Origin of the sequence: Mycobacterium sp., assembly GCF_035314665.1 — a bacterium.
Taxonomy (GTDB): Bacteria; Actinomycetota; Actinomycetes; order Mycobacteriales; family Mycobacteriaceae; genus Mycobacterium.
Genome location: NZ_DATFZD010000314.1, coordinates 1 through 15,114 on the forward strand (window position 1 = coordinate 1; position 15,114 = coordinate 15,114).

Genomic DNA, 15,114 nt, shown 5'->3' on the forward strand with positions numbered 1-15,114 from the left:
CCGTCAGGACCGGGCCGAAGATTTCCTCGCGGGCGCAGCGGGCGTCGTTGCCCAGCCCCGCGATCACCGTGGGCTCGATGAAGAAACCGACGTCACGGCCGGCCGGCCGGCCTCCTCCGCACGCGAACGTCCCGCCCTCAACGATCGCCGAGTCGAGGTAGTCCTGCACCCGATCGCGCTGTCGAGCCGAAATCAATGGCCCGCAAATGGTTCCGGGGTCGGTCGGGTCGCCGGCCTTGATTCCCCCCATCGTTGCGGCCGCAATGGAGACAGCCTCGTCATACCGAGCCCGTGGCACCACCAACCGGGTCGTGATCGCACATCCCTGCCCGGCGTGCATGCACACCGAGAATCCCGCCACGCCAACCGCACCGGCCAAGTCGGCGTCGTCAAGCACGATGAACGCCGACTTGCCGCCGAGCTCCAAGAACACTTTCTTGATGGTGGCGGCCCCGTCGGCCATCACGCTGCGGCCGGTGGCCGTCGACCCGGTGAACGACACCATGTCCACCCGAGGGTCTTTGGCCAACAACGCGCCTACACCGTGATCACTCGACGTGACGATGTTGATCACCCCGGGCGGAAAATCGGTGTGCTCGGTAATGAGTTCCCCGAGCACCGCGGCGCACCAGGGTGTGTCGGGCGCGGGCTTCAAGACGACGGTGTTGCCCGCGGCCAGCGCGGGTCCGATCTTCGCCAGATTGATCTGGTGCGGAAAGTTCCACGGGGTGATGGCGCCGACGACACCGACGGCCTCGCGGACGATCGTGCGCCGAGTGGGGATGCCCATCGGCGAGGCCTCGCCGAGATCCTGTGTGTATTCGTACGATTCGGCCGTGTCTGCCGCGAAAGCCAGATCGTTGACCGGGACTTCGAGCTGAGCTATTGCGGTGAGCATCCGCGGCGCGCCGACTTCGGCGATGGTCAACTCCCGTAGTTCTTCGAGGTGCTGCTGCATCGCCTCGCGCAGCTGGCGGACACACCGCACCCGCAGTTCGGTGTTGCGCGGCCAGTCTGTCTCGTAGAAGGCCCGCCGCGCCGCCTCGATGGCACGACCCATGTCCTCGGTGTCGGCATCGGCCGCGACACCGAGGACTTCCTCGGTGGCCGGGTTGACCGTGGGAAAGGTGCCCCCGCTGCCGATGGTCAGCTTGCCGTCGATAAGCAGAGCGCTAACGCCGTCGGCCAGCAATGCCATCTTCGCCTCCGCGCCTCGTAAAAATAGACACTTGTCCGGTTCGATTAGGTCGAACCATAGTCGCCAAGTCCGGCAAAGTGCAAGGGCGGGTCATCGCTGGAAGCAGAAACCAGCTGGAAAATGCAAGTTTTGCAGCTATTTCGCAAACCGGACTTGCTTCGGGTCGTGGCTATCGGATAGCTTGGACAGGTGTCCAGCGATTCAGTGGTCGCGATCACTTCCAGGACCGGCCCTCCGGCCGGGGAGGTGCAACGCAACCGTCGCCAGGAAGAGACGTTCCGCAAGGTGCTCGCCGCAGGCGTCGAGGTCCTGCGGGAGAAGTCCTATGCCGACCTGACCGTTCGCGCGGTGGCCGCTCGCGCCAAGGTGGCCCCGGCAACCGCCTACACCTACTTCTCGTCGAAAAACCACCTGATCGCCGAGGTCTATTTGGATCTGGTGCGACGAGTCCCCTATTTCACCGACGTCAACGAGCCGATGCCGACCCGGGTGGACAAGGCCTTGCGTCACCTGGCGCTGGTTGTCGCCGACGAACCCGAGGTCGCCGCGGCGTGCACCGCGGCGTTGCTCGGCGGCGGCGGCGACCCGGCGGTGCGGTCCGCGCGCGACCGGATCGGCGCGGAAATCCACCGCCGCATCACCTCGGCGATCGGGCCCGACGCGGATCCCCGCGCAGTGTCCGTACTCGAAATGGCGTTCTTCGGCGCGCTGGTCAACGCCGCCAGCGGGGCGTACAGCTATCACCAGATCGCCGAGCACCTCGGCTACGCGGCCGGCCTTATTTTGACAACCAGGGAAAGTTGATGACCCTTCAGATCGACAAGCCGCTGCTGGATCCGTACGACTACGACTTCCACGAGGATCCCTACCCGTATTACCAACGGCTGCGATACGAGGCGCCGCTGTATCGCAATGAGGAGCTGGGTTTTTGGGCCCTGTCTCGGCATGCCGACGTGCATCAGGGCTTCCGCAATAGCACCACGCTGTCCAACCGCTTCGGCGTCTCGTTGGACCCCGCGTCCAGGGGCCCGCACGCCTCCAAGACCATGTCGTTTCTGGCGATGGACGATCCGGCGCACCTGCGGCTGCGGACTCTGGTGTCGAAAGGCTTCACGCCCAGGCGAATTCGTGAGCTTGAGCCGCGGGTAACCGAGATTGCCAAGCAGCACCTCGACACCATGCTGGAGAAGGCGACGTCGGGAACGGTCGACTACGTCGACGCGTTCGCCGGAAAGCTGCCGATGGACGTCATCTCCGAGCTGATGGGAGTCCCCGATCCGGATCGGGCGCGGGTGCGCGCCTGGGCCGACGGCGTCATGCACCGCGACGAAGGCGTCAGCGATGTCCCGGCTTCGGCCATCGAAGCGTCGCTCAACCTGATCGTCTACTACCAGGAGATGGTCGCCGAGCGTCGCAAGAAGCCGACCGACGACCTGACGACGGCACTGCTGGAGGCCGAGATCGACGGCGACCGGCTCACCGACGACGAAATCCTCGGGTTCATGTTCCTGATGGTCATCGCCGGCAACGAGACCACCACCAAACTCCTTGCCAACGCGGCATTCTGGGGCCATCGAAATCCAGACCAGCTGACCCCCGTTTACGACGATTTGTCGAAGGTGCCGCTGTGGGTGGAGGAAACCCTGCGCTACGACACCTCCAGTCAAATCCTGGCCCGCACGGTGTCCGGCGAGCTCACCCTCTACGGCACCACGATCCCCGACGGCGACGTACTATTGCTGCTGCCCGGTTCGGGGCACCGCGACGAGCGGGTCTTCGACAACCCCGACGACTATGTGATCGGGCGCGACATCGGTTCCAAGTTACTGAGTTTCGGCAGCGGCGCGCACTTCTGCCTGGGTGCGCACCTGGCCAGAATGGAAGCTCGGGTGGCGCTCACCGAATTGTTCAGACGAATCCGCGGATATCAGGTCGACGAGGCCAACGCCGTCCGCGTCCATTCCAGCAATGTCCGCGGGTTCGCCCACTTACCCATGGCCGTGGAGGTCTCGTAAATGCCACGCTTCGAACCACATCCGGCCCGTCGGCCCGCGATTGTTGCTGGTGCATCCTCGGGTATCGGAGCGGCCACCGCCGTCGAGATGGCCGCCCACGGATTCCCGGTGGCGTTGGGCGCGCGGCGCGTCGAGAAATGTCAGGAGATCGTCGAGAAGATCCGCGCCGACGGGGGCGAGGCGATCGCGTTGCCGCTCGACGTCACCGACGCCGAGTCGGTCAAGGGATTCGTTCACCAGGCCACCGAGCAGCTGGGCGACATAGAGGTTTTGGTCACCGGCGCCGGCGACACCTATTTCGGGCGACTGCACGAAATCGACACCGCCACTTTCGAATCGCAGATCCAGATTCACCTGATCGGGGCCAACCGGTTGACCACCGCCGTGCTTCCCGGCATGGTCGAGCGGCAACGCGGCGACCTGATTTTCGTGGGTTCGGATGTTGCTCTGCGGCAGCGACCGCACATGGGCGCCTACGGCGCGGCGAAGGCCGCGCTGGTCGCGATGGTGACCAACCTGCAGATGGAACTCGAGGGCACCGGCGTGCGGGCTTCGATCGTGCATCCCGGCCCGACCAAGACCGCGATGGGCTGGAGCCTGCCCGCCGAATCGATTGGGCCGGCGCTAGAAGACTGGGCCAAATGGGGGCAGGCGCGCCACGACTACTTCCTGCGGCCAGGCGACCTCGCCCGGGCGATTGCGTTCGTCGCCGAAACACCAAGGGGCGGTTTCGTGGTCACCATGGAACTTCAGCCGGAGGCGCCCTTGGCCGACAACAAGGACCGCCAGAAACTCGCACTCGGTGAAGAGGGGATGCCCGGACATGGTTGATGCAACTACGGCGAAGACAGCCATCGTGCCGCGGGTTTCCGGCGGCGAAGAAGAGCACGGTCATCTCGAGGAGTTCCGGACCGATCCGATCGGCCTGATGCAGCGCACCCGCGACGAGTGTGGCGACGTGGGCTGGTTCCAGTTGGCCGACAAACACGTCATCTTCCTGTCCGGCGCCGAAGCAAACGAGTTCTTCTTCCGTTCTGCCGACGAGGATCTCGACCAGGCCGAGGCTTATCCGTTCATGACGCCGATCTTCGGCAAGGGCGTGGTCTTCGACGCCAGCCCCGAGCGCCGCGCCGAGATGTTGCACAACACCGCGTTGCGGGGCGAGCACATGAAGGGTCACGCGGCGACGATCGAGAACGAAGTCCGCAAGATGATCGCCGATTGGGGCGACGAGGGCGAGATCGAATTGCTCGACTTCTTCGCCGAGTTGACCATCTACACCTCGACCGCTTGCCTGATCGGGCTGAAGTTCCGCGAGCAGTTGGATTCCCGGTTCGCCCACTACTACCACGAGTTGGAGCGCGGCACAGACCCGTTGTGCTACGTCGACGCCTACCTGCCGATTGAAAGCTTCCAGCGCCGCGACCAGGCCCGCATAGGTCTGGTGGCGCTGGTGCAGGAAATCATGAATCAGCGGATCGCGAACCCGCCCAAGGACAAGAGCGACCGCGACATGCTCGACGTGCTGGTGTCGATCAAGGACGAGGAGGGCAATCCCCGCTTCACCGCCGACGAGATCACCGGCATGTTCATCTCGTTGATGTTCGCCGGGCACCACACCAGTTCGGGCACCTCGTCGTGGACGTTGATCGAGCTGATTCGCCACTCCGACGCTTACGCGCAGGTAGTCAAGGAACTCGACGACCTGTACGCCGATGGGCAGGAGGTGAGTTTCCATGCGCTGCGCCAGATTCCGAAGCTGGACAATGTGCTCAAGGAGACGTTGCGCCTACATCCCCCGCTGATCATCCTGATGCGGGTGGCCAAGGGCGAATTCGAGGTCGAGGGCTACCCGATTCACGAAGGTGACTTCGTCGCGGCGTCGCCGGCGATCTCCAACCGGATCCTCGAAGACTTTCCCGAACCCAACTCGTTCAACCCGGACCGCTACAACAAGCCGGAGCAGGCCGACATCGCCAATCGGTGGACGTGGATTCCCTTCGGCGCCGGCCGGCACCGCTGCGTCGGAGCCGCGTTCGCACAGATGCAGATCAAAGCGATCTTCTCGGTGCTATTGCGCGAGTACGAGTTCGAGATGGCGCAGCCCGCGGACAGCTACCGCAACGACCACTCCAAGATGGTGGTGCAGCTGGCCTCGCCCGCGAAGGTGCGCTACCGCCGCCGCACCGAGAGCTGATCATGGGATACCGGGTCGGCGCCGACTTGGATTTGTGCCAAGGCCATGCCATGTGCGAGCTGGAGGCACCGGACTACTTCCGGGTACCCAAACGGGGCAAGGTCGAGATCGTCGACGCTGAACCACCGGAGGATGCCCGCGAGGAGATCGAACGGGCGGTCGAAATGTGCCCAACCCGAGCGTTATTCATCGAAGAAGATAAGGGAGACTGATAATGGCGTCACACCCGCGTGAGCAACTCGAGGCATGGGTCGACCGCTGGCTCCAGGCGAACAAGGACTGTGAGAAAGCGGGCGATTGGAAGCCGCTGGCTGACTTCTATGCGCCCGAGGCCACGTACGGCTGGAACATCGGTCCCAAGGAAGACGTGATGTGTGTCGGCGTCGACGAGATTCGTGACGTCGCGCTCGGCATGGAAATGGAAGGCCTGGAGAACTGGGTGTACGAGTACCAGAAGGTACTCATCGACGACAAGCAGGGCGAAATCGTCGGCTTCTGGAAGCAGATCGTCAACAAGACCGACGGAAGTCAGGACGAGATCTATGGCATCGGCGGCAGCTGGTTCCGTCTCAATGGCGACCAGCTCATCGAGTGGCAGCGTGACTTCTTCGACTTCGGTCATGTGGCGAAGATGTTCGCGTCCCTGATCGAATCGGGCGATCTGAGCATCGGCATGCAGAAACGGATCGAACGCAGCGTGGCCGGGGAGAAGTTGCCCGGCTACTACCCGCTGGGACAGGCTCCGGTACCCATCTGGTGATCTCCGGCCACGATGACGCTCCCCCCTTGTTTACAACACGGTGACGCACGTCATAATGGGCTGCGAATGAGAACACGTTCTAAATTGCCGTCCGGCCCAGGCCGGCCCCTTACACCGAGACACGGGTCAGGGCATGCTGATGGAGGTCTGCTATGAAAACAAAGGGCGCTCTGATCTGGGAGTTCAACCAGCCCTGGTCGATCGAGGAAATCGAGATCGGCGACCCGCAGAAGGATGAAGTCAAGATCCAGATGGAAGCGGCCGGAATGTGCCATTCCGACCACCACCTGGTGACCGGCGGCATCCCGATGGGCGGGTTCCCGGTTCTCGGCGGACACGAAGGCGCCGGCGTCGTCACCGAAGTGGGTCCTGGCGTTGAGGGCATCGCCCCGGGCGACCACGTGGTGCTGTCCTTCATCCCGTCCTGCGGCAGTTGTCCGACCTGTCAGTCGGGCATGCGCAACCTGTGCGACTTGGGGGCCGGGCTGCTCAACGGCGCAGCGGTTAGCGACGGAACGTTCCGGATTCAGGCCCGCGGCCAGAACGTGTTTCCGATGACGCTGCTGGGAACGTTCTCGCCGTACATGGTGGTGCACAAGAGTTCGGTGGTGAAGATCGATCCGTCGGTGCCGTTCGAAGTGGCGGCGCTGGTCGGTTGCGGCGTGACCACCGGCTACGGCTCGGCGGTTCGCACCGCTGACATCCGGCCGGGTCAGGACGTCGCCATTGTCGGCGTCGGCGGCGTGGGCATGGCCGCGCTGCAGGGCGCAGTCAATGCCGGCGCGCGCTACATCTTCGCGATCGACCCGGTCGAGTGGAAGCGCGACCAGGCCCTCAAGTTCGGCGCCACGCACGTGTACCCGGACGTCTTCGCCGCGATGGGCGGAATCATGGAGGTGACCTACGGTCTGATGGCCCACAAGGTGGTCGTTACGGTCGGCGAGCTACACGGCGCCGATGTGGAGAACTACCTGATCCTGACCCAGAAGGGCGGCACCTGCGTGCTGACCGCCATCGGCAGCCTGCTGGACAACAACGTCACCCTCAACCTGGCGATGCTGACCCTGATGCAGAAGAACCTGCAGGGCACCATCTTCGGTGGCGGCAACCCGCAGTACGACATCCCGCAGCTGTTGTCGATGTACAAAGTCGGCAAGCTCAACCTCGACGACATGATCACCCGTCAGTACAAGCTGGAGCAGATCAACGACGGCTACCAGGACATGCTGGACGGCAAGAACATTCGCGGCGTCATCCGCTACACCGACGCCGACCGGTAAATGCCATGTCCCAGGAAACCGTTCAGCAGTCCCCCGCACTGACCGCCTCACAGTCGTCATGGCGCTGTGTGCAGGCCCACGACCGGGAAGGCTGGCTGGCCCTGATGGCCGACGACGTCGTCGTCGAGGACCCGATCGGCAAGTCTGTTACCAACCCCGACGGCACCGGCGTGCGCGGCAAGGACGGGATGGCCGGCTTCTACGACACCAACATCGCCGCCAACCAGCTGACAATCACCTGCGAGGAGACCTTCCCGTCCAGTGACCCCAACGAGATCGCGCATATCTTGGTGCTGCAGAGCAAGTTTGACAACGGGATCACCAGCAAGGTCCGCGGTGTGTTCACATATAAGGTCAACGACGCCGGGCTGATCACGAATATGCGCGGCTACTGGAACCTCGACATGATGACATTCGGCACCGAGGAGTGAGCTCGCTGCTGGCCGACCGCGGCGCCGTCGTGGTCGGCGGGTCGCGCGGTATCGGTGCAGCCGTCGCGACCTTGTTGGCACGGCACGGCGCCGGCGTGGTGGTCAACGGCCGCGACGCAGACGCCGCCCGCACCACCGCCGAGGGAATCACCGCCGGCGGTGGGCGCGCGGTGGCGCATGCCGGCTCACCATCCGATCAGTCGGCAGCGGAATCGTTGGTGGACAGGTGTATTGACGAGTTCGGCGCCATCCACATTCTGGTGAACTGCGCCGGCATCGCCGAACCGCGAGGCTCGTCCATCCTCGACATCAGCCCGGCCCAGTTCGGCGAGCTGCTGGAGTCGCACCTGCATACGGTGTTCGCGACCTGCCGTGCGGCCGCCCCGAAGATGGTCGAGCAAGGCGGCGGCAGCATCGTCAACACCAGCTCGTTCGCGTTTCTCGGTGATTACGGCGGCAGCGGATACCCGGCCGGTAAGGGCGCGGTCAACAGTCTGACGCTGGCGATCGCCGCCGAGTTGAAGGGGTGCGGCGTGCGGGCCAATGTGGTGTGCCCGGGTGCCAGGACGCGGCTGTCCACCGGGCCGGACTACGAAGCCCAGATCATCGACTTGAACCGGCGTGGGCTGCTTGACGAAGTCTCGATGCAGGGATCGCTGGACGTAGCACCACCGGACTACGTCGCTCCCACCTATGTCTATCTGGCCAGCGATCTCGCCGAGCGGGTCACCGGCGAAATCTTCGTTGCGTCAGGCGGTTTCGTCGGGCGATACCCCCGAGCCACGCCGGCCTTGATCGGCTACCGAGACCATCACGACTCACCACCGTGGTCGGTGGCAGAGCTTTCCGGACTGATCGACGGCGCTGCCGGCTAGTTCTGGTGATGGAACACCAGGCTGACGTTCAGTGCCGTCTTGGCGCCCACCATGCCGAACATGTTTCCTTCCACGGCGAACTGTTTGCGTGCGATCGTCGTCCGTGCGGTCAATCGCACCTCGCCGCCGTCGAGCACCTCGACGTGGGCCTGAAGCGGCACTGGCGCGGTGATGCCCTTGGCGGTGAGATCGGCGTGCAGGCGCACGGTGTCAGCACCGGTGGCCTCACCGCCGCTGATCACGACAGTGATGTTCGGATACTTCTCGACATCGAAGAAGGCCGGCGACCGCAGATCTTCGTCGCGTTTCCCGAGTCCGGTGTGCACTGAGGCCGCCTTGACTTCGATTCGGCCGGATACCGTTCGAGCGTCTTGAATTTCCCCGCCGCCGCTGAACTCGGTGAAGTCGCCGCGGACCTTCATCGCGCCCCACATCGTCTTGTTCTCGAACCGGATGGACGAACGTTGCGGAACCACGTTCCAAACACCCACCGCCTCGGGACTGCTGAGAAATGTTGTGACAGTTAACATCTCGCCTCCATGCATGTCAGCGTGGGTTGGTCGCGCAGCGCCGCTGCCAACCCTCGGCATTCGCACCAGCTAACATTCGACGATAGTCCTCGCCGCCTGTCCGTAACAGCGAAGTGCGGGACTCATATGCTGGAGCCCATGTCGCGCGTCCGCGACGATGCAGAGCCAAGCGATGAGGAGGAGCGGCGCCCGTGACCACCGTCTTCACCAAGATCATCAACCGGGAACTGCCGGGCCGGTTCGTGTACGAGGACGACGAGGTCGTCGCTTTCTTGACTATCCAGCCGATGACCCAGGGCCACACACTGGTCGTCCCGCGAGCTGAGCTCGATCAATGGCAAGACCTCGACCCAGCGGTGCTCGGCCGGGTGATGTCGGTGGCCCAGTTGATCGGCAAGGCCGTGTGCCGGGCGTTCGACGCCGAGCGCGCCGGCGTGATCATCGCCGGGCTCGAGGTTCCCCACCTGCACGTCCACGTCTTTCCGACCCGCAGCCTGAGCGATTTCGGCTTCGCCAATGTCGATAACAACCCATCTCCGGCATCCTTGGACGAGGCGCAAGCCAAGATCAAGGCTGCCCTCGCCGAACTGGCCTGAGCCCCGAGGGGTGGGTTACCCTTACGGATTGAATTGACCGGAAAAGGTCTTCCGAGCCGATGTCGCCCATTCATCCATCTTCTTCGCGGTAATGTCGAATGAAGACCTATACGAGGCCAACAGTAGCGACAGCGCGATAAGATACAAAACTGCCATTATCGACGCGAGCATTTGGCAATCCCGGTTTACGGCGATGGGGACGACAATACTTGCAACCGTAAGAGACAGAACGATCGCCAACATTCCTCCGTACGTGATAACGCTGGCGGCGGGCATCCCAAACCTTCGCTCTTTCAACAGGATCGGCAGCTCAACTACGAGCCTGCCACTGGTATGCCCGATCCAAAGCCTGGTGGGATTTTCGATACTAGGGATCAGATCTAGAAGCCGCTGTTCGAGGATGAAGATCACTTGATTGTGCGCCCAGATTCGACTGTTCAGCTGCGAATGCTACGCTACCACCAAAAATGCAATTACAGGAATAAACGGGATCAGATAGTGCGGTATTGTATTCGGCCTGGTCGCCCAGGTAACACCAATGAAAGTCGAATAGGCCATAAAGATACTAATCAGGCTAAGCGCATGCCCGAGAATGCTTTGCACCTCGGACCGTTCAGCTGCATACAGCGCAGCGAGGGCATCTGCGGAGTCACCGCTGTCGACTAGACCGGCACTTCTATTCTGAGTCGTCATCGAATCGACCCCCGTCCCCCTCTAATCGTGCACAGGTGCGAACGTTACCTGGCTGAACGGGCGTGGGCGGGCACGTCGGCGATGCGCGGTAGGCAGACGTAGAAGCGGCAGCCCTGCCCGGGCGCCGTGGTCACGGTGACGATGCCACCGTGGGCGTTAACCAACGAATCGACGATCGACAGGCCCAGACCGCTGCCGCCGCTGATCCGCGCGCGCGACGAATCGGTGCGATAGAACCGTTCGAAGATGCGCAGCGCGTCCTGCTGACTCATGCCGGGCCCCTTGTCGACGACCTCCAAGATCGCGTCCTCGGCGTCGGTGCCGACCCGCACAACAATGTCGGCGCTTTCCGGCGTGTGCTGCAGAGCGTTGGTCACGAGGTTGCCGAGCACCTGACGCAGCCGGGGCTCGTCGCCGAGCACCTCGGGAGTGCCGGGGCCGTCGAATACCTGCATCGTGATATTGCGGTTCGGCGCGACCGCCTGCGCGTCGTGCACGGCGTCGCTGGCCAGCGCCAGCAGGTCGACGCGGTTGCGCTCGATCGGCCGGTGCGCATCGAGCCGGGCCAGCAACAGCAGATCATCGACCAGCAGGCCCATCCTCCGCGATTCGCTCTCGATTCGCGACATCACCATTTCCATATCGCGGGCGGCGCCTTGGCGATATAACTCCGCGAACCCGCGCATCGTGGTCAGCGGAGTGCGCAACTCGTGGCTGGCGTCGGTAATGAAGCGCCGCATCCGCTCTTCTGAGGTCCGCGCCTGCTCCGCCGAGGCTTCGGACGACGCGAACGCCCGCTGGATCTGAGCGAGCATCCCGTTGAGCGCCTGCGAAAGCCGACCAACCTCGGTGCGCGGATCCCGTTCGGGCACACGGCGATCCAGCTGGCCGGCGGCGATCGCCGCGGCGGTCTGCTCGACCTCCATCAACGGTCGCAGGCTTCGATGCACCGACCAATACTCCGCCAGCCCGAGGACAACCAACACCGCGGCGCCGATACCGACCTGCAACCAGACCAGCGACCGGACCGTCGCCTGCACGTCGGAAAGGTCGTAAGCAACGGTGACTAACCGACCATGCGGCCCATGGACCGACACCGCCCGCCACGCCACGCCGGAGTTGTCGACCGATCCAACCGTTGTCGGTTTGCCGCCCACATCGTTGTTGTCGGGCAATGCGGGTTGCGCATTGCTGTCGTTGACGACCGTCCAGGTGTGCCCGTCGGGAGACATGGCACGCAGGTAAAAGTTCGACGGCGGACCCTCCGGCGTCGGACCGCGGCGCGACGAGGAGGTCCCAGGCGGTGCCTGCGCCCAGCTGCGGCGCGACCCCTCTTCCAGCGTCTGGTCAACTCGCTTGATCAGGCTGTGTCGCAGGATCTCGGTGACGGCGATGCCGGAGGCGGTCAGCCCGCACGCTGCCAGCAGCAGGGTGGCGGCGACCAAGCCGACTCTTAGCGGCAGTGCGGCCCGATAGTGTCTCGGCATCTGCATATTCTGCGTCTACGCTGCGCTATTTCACGGCACAGCCGCGCTGCGTCTTATCGCGGCTCGCGCAGCACATAGCCCACCCCGCGCAGGGTGTGCAGCAACCGCTTCTCGCCGGTGTCGATCTTGCGGCGCAAATACGACACATAGGATTCGACGACGTTGACGTCACCGCCGAAGTCGTAGCGCCAGACGTGGTCCAGGATTTTCGGTTTACTCAACACGGTGCCGGCGTTGATCACGAAGTAGCGCAGCAGGGTGAACTCCGTAGGCGACAACGACACCGGCTGGCCGGCCTTCCACACCTCGTGGGTGTCCTCGTCGAGTTCGATGTCGGCGAACGTCAGCCGGGCGTTGCGACGCTCGATGATGCCTTTTCCGGTGCGCCGCAAGATAACTCGCAACCGAGCGACGACCTCTTCCAGGCTGAACGGCTTGGTGACGTAGTCGTCGCCACCCAGTGTCAGCCCGGCGATCTTGTCCTGCAACGAATCGCGGGCGGTGAGGAACAGCGCAGGGGCGTCGATGCCGTCGGCGCGTAGCCGGCGCAGCACCCCGAATCCGTCCATGCCGGGCATCATCACGTCGAGGATCACCGCATCCGGTTTGACGTCGCGGGCCAAATCCAGCGCCGCCGGTCCATTCGTCGCGGTGTGCACCTCGAAGCCCTGGAACTTGAGGCTCACGGACAGAAGTTCGACGATGTTGTCTTCGTCGTCGACGACGAGTACCCGCGCCTCCGGAGTGGTTTCTTCTGCGACTGCCGATCCCATCTGTCTATTTGCTCGCACTTAGCTCAAGACAGCCTCGACAATTGCTGTGAGGTTGCTGTCAGTTGGTTTTGCGACAGTCGCAAAACGCCGCGACCGGCGCGAATACACTCGGGGCATGAACCTTGGCAAAAGCCTGGCCGCCCTCGCCACCGCGCCCGTGCGGGTCGGACTCGCTGCCGCCGACGCGGGCCTCGGCGTCGCGACGTCGGCGCTCGGCATTGCCCATCGAACATTGGGCGAGGCGAGCACGCCGGGCGGCCCGAATGCGGTCGCGCACATGCTGGGCATCGACGACGCGATCACCCGGGCCAACCGGCTGGCCAGGTTGTTGGACGACGACGCGCCGATGGGGCGCGCCCTGGCTACCGACGGGCCGATCGATCGGCTGCTGCGCCCGGGCGGGGTGGTCGACATGCTGACCCAGGAAGGCGGCCTGCTCGACCGGCTGACCGCCGAGGGTGGTGGGCTGGAACGCGCGCTGAAGCCCGGCGGCCTGGTGGACCAGCTGGTTGCCGACGACGGGCTGATTGATCGGCTACTCGCCGAAGACGGGCTGGCCGATCGACTGCTGGCGGAGGGTGGTCTGATCGACAAGCTGACAGCCCGCAACGGTCCGCTCGAGCAGCTCGCCGCCGTCGCGGACACCCTGAGCCGGCTGGTGCCCGGGATGGAGGCGCTGGAGCCGGCGATCGCAACGCTGCAGGATGCAGTCATATCGCTGACCATGGTGGTCAACCCGCTCAGCAACATCGCCGACCGGATTCCGTTGCCGGGCCGCCGCCCGTCACGGCGCTCGCCGCCGCGGACTGTGCGTTCCCAGCGCGTCATCGACCACGACGAGTGAGCCGTTAGGCTGACACCGGTTAAAACCGGCCTCCTTAGCTCAGTGGTAGAGCACTCGCCTTGTAAGCGAAAGGTCGTCAGTTCAATCCTGACAGGGGGCTCCACAGCATTAGAGGAGTTCTCATGACCTATCGCCGCCTTGCTTGGGCGCTCGGCATTGTGTTGGTGGCGGCCGTCGTCCCTGTCGCGGCTCGTGCCGAGCCGCCGACGAAGTGTTTGACCAACACCCCTAAAGGCAAGCAGGTCTATGTCCCCTGCGATCTGCTCAACGCCGGTGCCAACTTCCCGCCGGGCCAGCGCTGTCCTGGGCCGCTAGACCAGTACCCGAAAGATGTGGCCGACTGGTGTGGCGAAGGGCCAGGCCTCATGAGTCCCACGCCCACGAGTCCTCCCAGCCCTGCGACTCCAACCAGCCCTCCGACCCCAACAAGCCCTGCGACCCCAACGATCCCTGCGACCCCGACGAGTCCCACGAGTCCGACAAGTCCGGCGGCTCCGGGCAGTACACGGTGACGGCCTCCTTAGCTCAGTGGTAGAGCACTCGCCTTGTAAGCGAGCGGTCGTCAGTTCAATCCTGACAGGAGGCTCCGCCGTGGTCCCGGTATCTGCGCTGGTAGAAACGCTATTTCGGTCGAATATCCGTGGGCACAGTTTGGGCACAAACGAAACAGGCCCCGGGCGGTGAGGCTCGCAGAGCCGTTTGCTGGGTTTCTTAGTTCTGACTGCCTGTGGCCGCACCTGGGGCGGGGATCGGCCCGCCGCGTGCGGTCGGATACTTTGGCGCGGTGTGGGGCGAGCTATGGGGGTTTCCGTTTTACGCGGACGTTTGGGGAAATGCCGCCGAGTGGGCAACTGCCATCGGGACCGGCGGCGCGGCCATCGCCGCCGCGACCTACTACATACTCAGCGCCCGGAGCCGAAAACGGGCACAAGCGCGCCAGGTCCACGCTGCGGTGACCTTTCCGGAGACCGGCAAGGTTCACCCGTTCAACTTCGTTCTGTACAACCGGAACGGATTTCACCGATAACGTGGTTCGCGTACTGGTCGAGGAAAGATTGAACCTGGCGGTCGAGAGGCCCGCCGCGATCTGCCACGTCACCGGGCTACCGACCGCAGCGCCGACGACGGCGAAGACCACGGCGGCCAAGAAGTAGCGGGGACCCCCCAGACCAATCCCCGGCCCATCCTGTCCCGGCTGCACAAGCGCTTAAGGCAGGCGAAATGAGTTTCGCCCGAAACCCACCGCTACGGAGGGGCGACGGCGAAGAGGTGCCATTCGCCGGGCACGCCCTTCAGTGGCTCTTCGTAATTCAGAGTGCATTGACAAGTTGGTGGAGTGCTCCGCTGTGCAGTAGTGAGCGCCAGCGGTAGTGGGTGAGGTTGCGGAATCCGAGGGCGTTGCGGCGCAAGGCTTCCAGGCGGCCGTTGATGGCCT

18 protein-coding genes and 2 tRNA genes are annotated in these 15,114 nt (G+C 64.0%); 15 read left to right on the forward strand and 5 right to left on the reverse strand.

What is annotated here, in order from left to right; translation table 11 throughout:
- Positions 1-1,198 (reverse strand): aldehyde dehydrogenase family protein (locus tag VKI00_RS21860; protein ID WP_324441150.1); only part of this gene is annotated, 1,198 nt, incomplete at its 3' end.
- A gap of 189 nt (positions 1,199-1,387) precedes the next feature.
- Between VKI00_RS21860 and VKI00_RS21865 the strand changes: the two genes are divergently transcribed.
- The 9 genes from VKI00_RS21865 (at position 1,388) to VKI00_RS21905 (ending at position 8,756) form a co-directional block, all read left to right on the forward strand.
- Positions 1,388-2,002 (forward strand): TetR/AcrR family transcriptional regulator, encoded by a 615-nt coding sequence (locus VKI00_RS21865; protein WP_324441152.1) that lies wholly within the window; start codon positions 1,388-1,390, stop codon positions 2,000-2,002.
- A complete protein-coding gene (locus VKI00_RS21870) occupies positions 2,002-3,213 on the forward strand; it encodes a cytochrome P450 (protein ID WP_324441154.1) in 1,212 nt (403 codons plus the stop codon). Before VKI00_RS21865 ends, VKI00_RS21870 begins: the two co-directional genes overlap by 1 nt.
- Entirely contained in the window at positions 3,214-4,044 is an 831-nt protein-coding gene (locus tag VKI00_RS21875; protein ID WP_324441156.1) for an SDR family oxidoreductase, read from the forward strand.
- Positions 4,037-5,410, forward strand: coding sequence for a cytochrome P450 (locus tag VKI00_RS21880; protein WP_324441158.1), 1,374 nt, complete (start codon positions 4,037-4,039; stop codon positions 5,408-5,410). Before VKI00_RS21875 ends, VKI00_RS21880 begins: the two co-directional genes overlap by 8 nt.
- Before the next feature lie 2 nt (positions 5,411-5,412).
- Positions 5,413-5,622 (forward strand): ferredoxin, encoded by a 210-nt coding sequence (locus tag VKI00_RS21885; protein WP_324441160.1) that lies wholly within the window; start codon positions 5,413-5,415, stop codon positions 5,620-5,622.
- Between the two features lie 2 nt (positions 5,623-5,624).
- A complete protein-coding gene (locus VKI00_RS21890) occupies positions 5,625-6,170 on the forward strand; it encodes a nuclear transport factor 2 family protein (RefSeq protein WP_324441162.1) in 546 nt (181 codons plus the stop codon).
- Positions 6,171-6,322: 152 nt separating this feature from the next.
- Positions 6,323-7,450, forward strand: a complete 1,128-nt coding sequence (locus tag VKI00_RS21895; RefSeq protein WP_324441164.1) for an NDMA-dependent alcohol dehydrogenase — start codon at positions 6,323-6,325, stop codon at positions 7,448-7,450.
- A 5-nt stretch (positions 7,451-7,455) separates the two neighbouring features.
- Entirely contained in the window at positions 7,456-7,881 is a 426-nt protein-coding gene (locus VKI00_RS21900; protein WP_324441166.1) for a ketosteroid isomerase family protein, read from the forward strand.
- Positions 7,878-8,756 (forward strand): SDR family oxidoreductase, encoded by an 879-nt coding sequence (locus tag VKI00_RS21905; RefSeq protein WP_324441168.1) that lies wholly within the window; start codon positions 7,878-7,880, stop codon positions 8,754-8,756. The genes VKI00_RS21900 and VKI00_RS21905 overlap by 4 nt, the downstream gene beginning before the upstream one ends.
- Here VKI00_RS21905 and VKI00_RS21910 read toward each other — a convergent pair.
- Positions 8,753-9,286, reverse strand: coding sequence for a YceI family protein (locus tag VKI00_RS21910; RefSeq protein WP_324441170.1), 534 nt, complete (start codon positions 9,284-9,286; stop codon positions 8,753-8,755). The two genes, VKI00_RS21905 and VKI00_RS21910, sit on opposite strands and share 4 nt — an antisense overlap.
- 191 nt (positions 9,287-9,477) lie before the next feature.
- Here VKI00_RS21910 and VKI00_RS21915 point away from each other — a divergent pair, with 191 nt between their 5' ends.
- Positions 9,478-9,882, forward strand: a complete 405-nt coding sequence (locus VKI00_RS21915) for an HIT family protein (protein ID WP_324441172.1) — start codon at positions 9,478-9,480, stop codon at positions 9,880-9,882.
- Between the two features lie 737 nt (positions 9,883-10,619).
- Here VKI00_RS21915 and VKI00_RS21920 read toward each other — a convergent pair.
- Both VKI00_RS21920 and VKI00_RS21925 read right to left on the reverse strand, forming a co-directional pair.
- Entirely contained in the window at positions 10,620-12,062 is a 1,443-nt protein-coding gene (locus VKI00_RS21920) for a HAMP domain-containing sensor histidine kinase (protein ID WP_324441174.1), read from the reverse strand.
- A gap of 53 nt (positions 12,063-12,115) precedes the next feature.
- The gene (locus VKI00_RS21925) at positions 12,116-12,835 is read right to left on the reverse strand and encodes a response regulator transcription factor (RefSeq protein ID WP_324441176.1); all 720 of its coding nucleotides are present in this window, start codon (positions 12,833-12,835) and stop codon (positions 12,116-12,118) included.
- Between the two features lie 115 nt (positions 12,836-12,950).
- On the opposite strand from VKI00_RS21925, the gene VKI00_RS21930 reads away from it, so the two are divergent.
- A complete protein-coding gene (locus VKI00_RS21930) occupies positions 12,951-13,679 on the forward strand; it encodes a hypothetical protein (protein ID WP_324441178.1) in 729 nt (242 codons plus the stop codon).
- A gap of 28 nt (positions 13,680-13,707) precedes the next feature.
- A tRNA-Thr gene (locus tag VKI00_RS21935) sits at positions 13,708-13,782 on the forward strand.
- A gap of 260 nt (positions 13,783-14,042) precedes the next feature.
- Here the strand turns inward: VKI00_RS21935 and VKI00_RS21940 are convergent.
- Positions 14,043-14,186 (reverse strand): hypothetical protein, encoded by a 144-nt coding sequence (locus tag VKI00_RS21940; RefSeq protein WP_324441180.1) that lies wholly within the window; start codon positions 14,184-14,186, stop codon positions 14,043-14,045.
- A gap of 7 nt (positions 14,187-14,193) precedes the next feature.
- On the opposite strand from VKI00_RS21940, the gene VKI00_RS21945 reads away from it, so the two are divergent.
- From VKI00_RS21945 to VKI00_RS21955, 3 genes are all read left to right on the forward strand, one after another.
- Positions 14,194-14,265 (forward strand) — tRNA-Thr (locus VKI00_RS21945).
- A gap of 141 nt (positions 14,266-14,406) precedes the next feature.
- Entirely contained in the window at positions 14,407-14,706 is a 300-nt protein-coding gene (locus tag VKI00_RS21950) for a hypothetical protein (protein ID WP_324441182.1), read from the forward strand.
- A gap of 1 nt (position 14,707) precedes the next feature.
- Positions 14,708-14,833 (forward strand): hypothetical protein, encoded by a 126-nt coding sequence (locus VKI00_RS21955; protein ID WP_324441184.1) that lies wholly within the window; start codon positions 14,708-14,710, stop codon positions 14,831-14,833.
- Positions 14,834-15,114 lie beyond the last annotated feature (281 nt).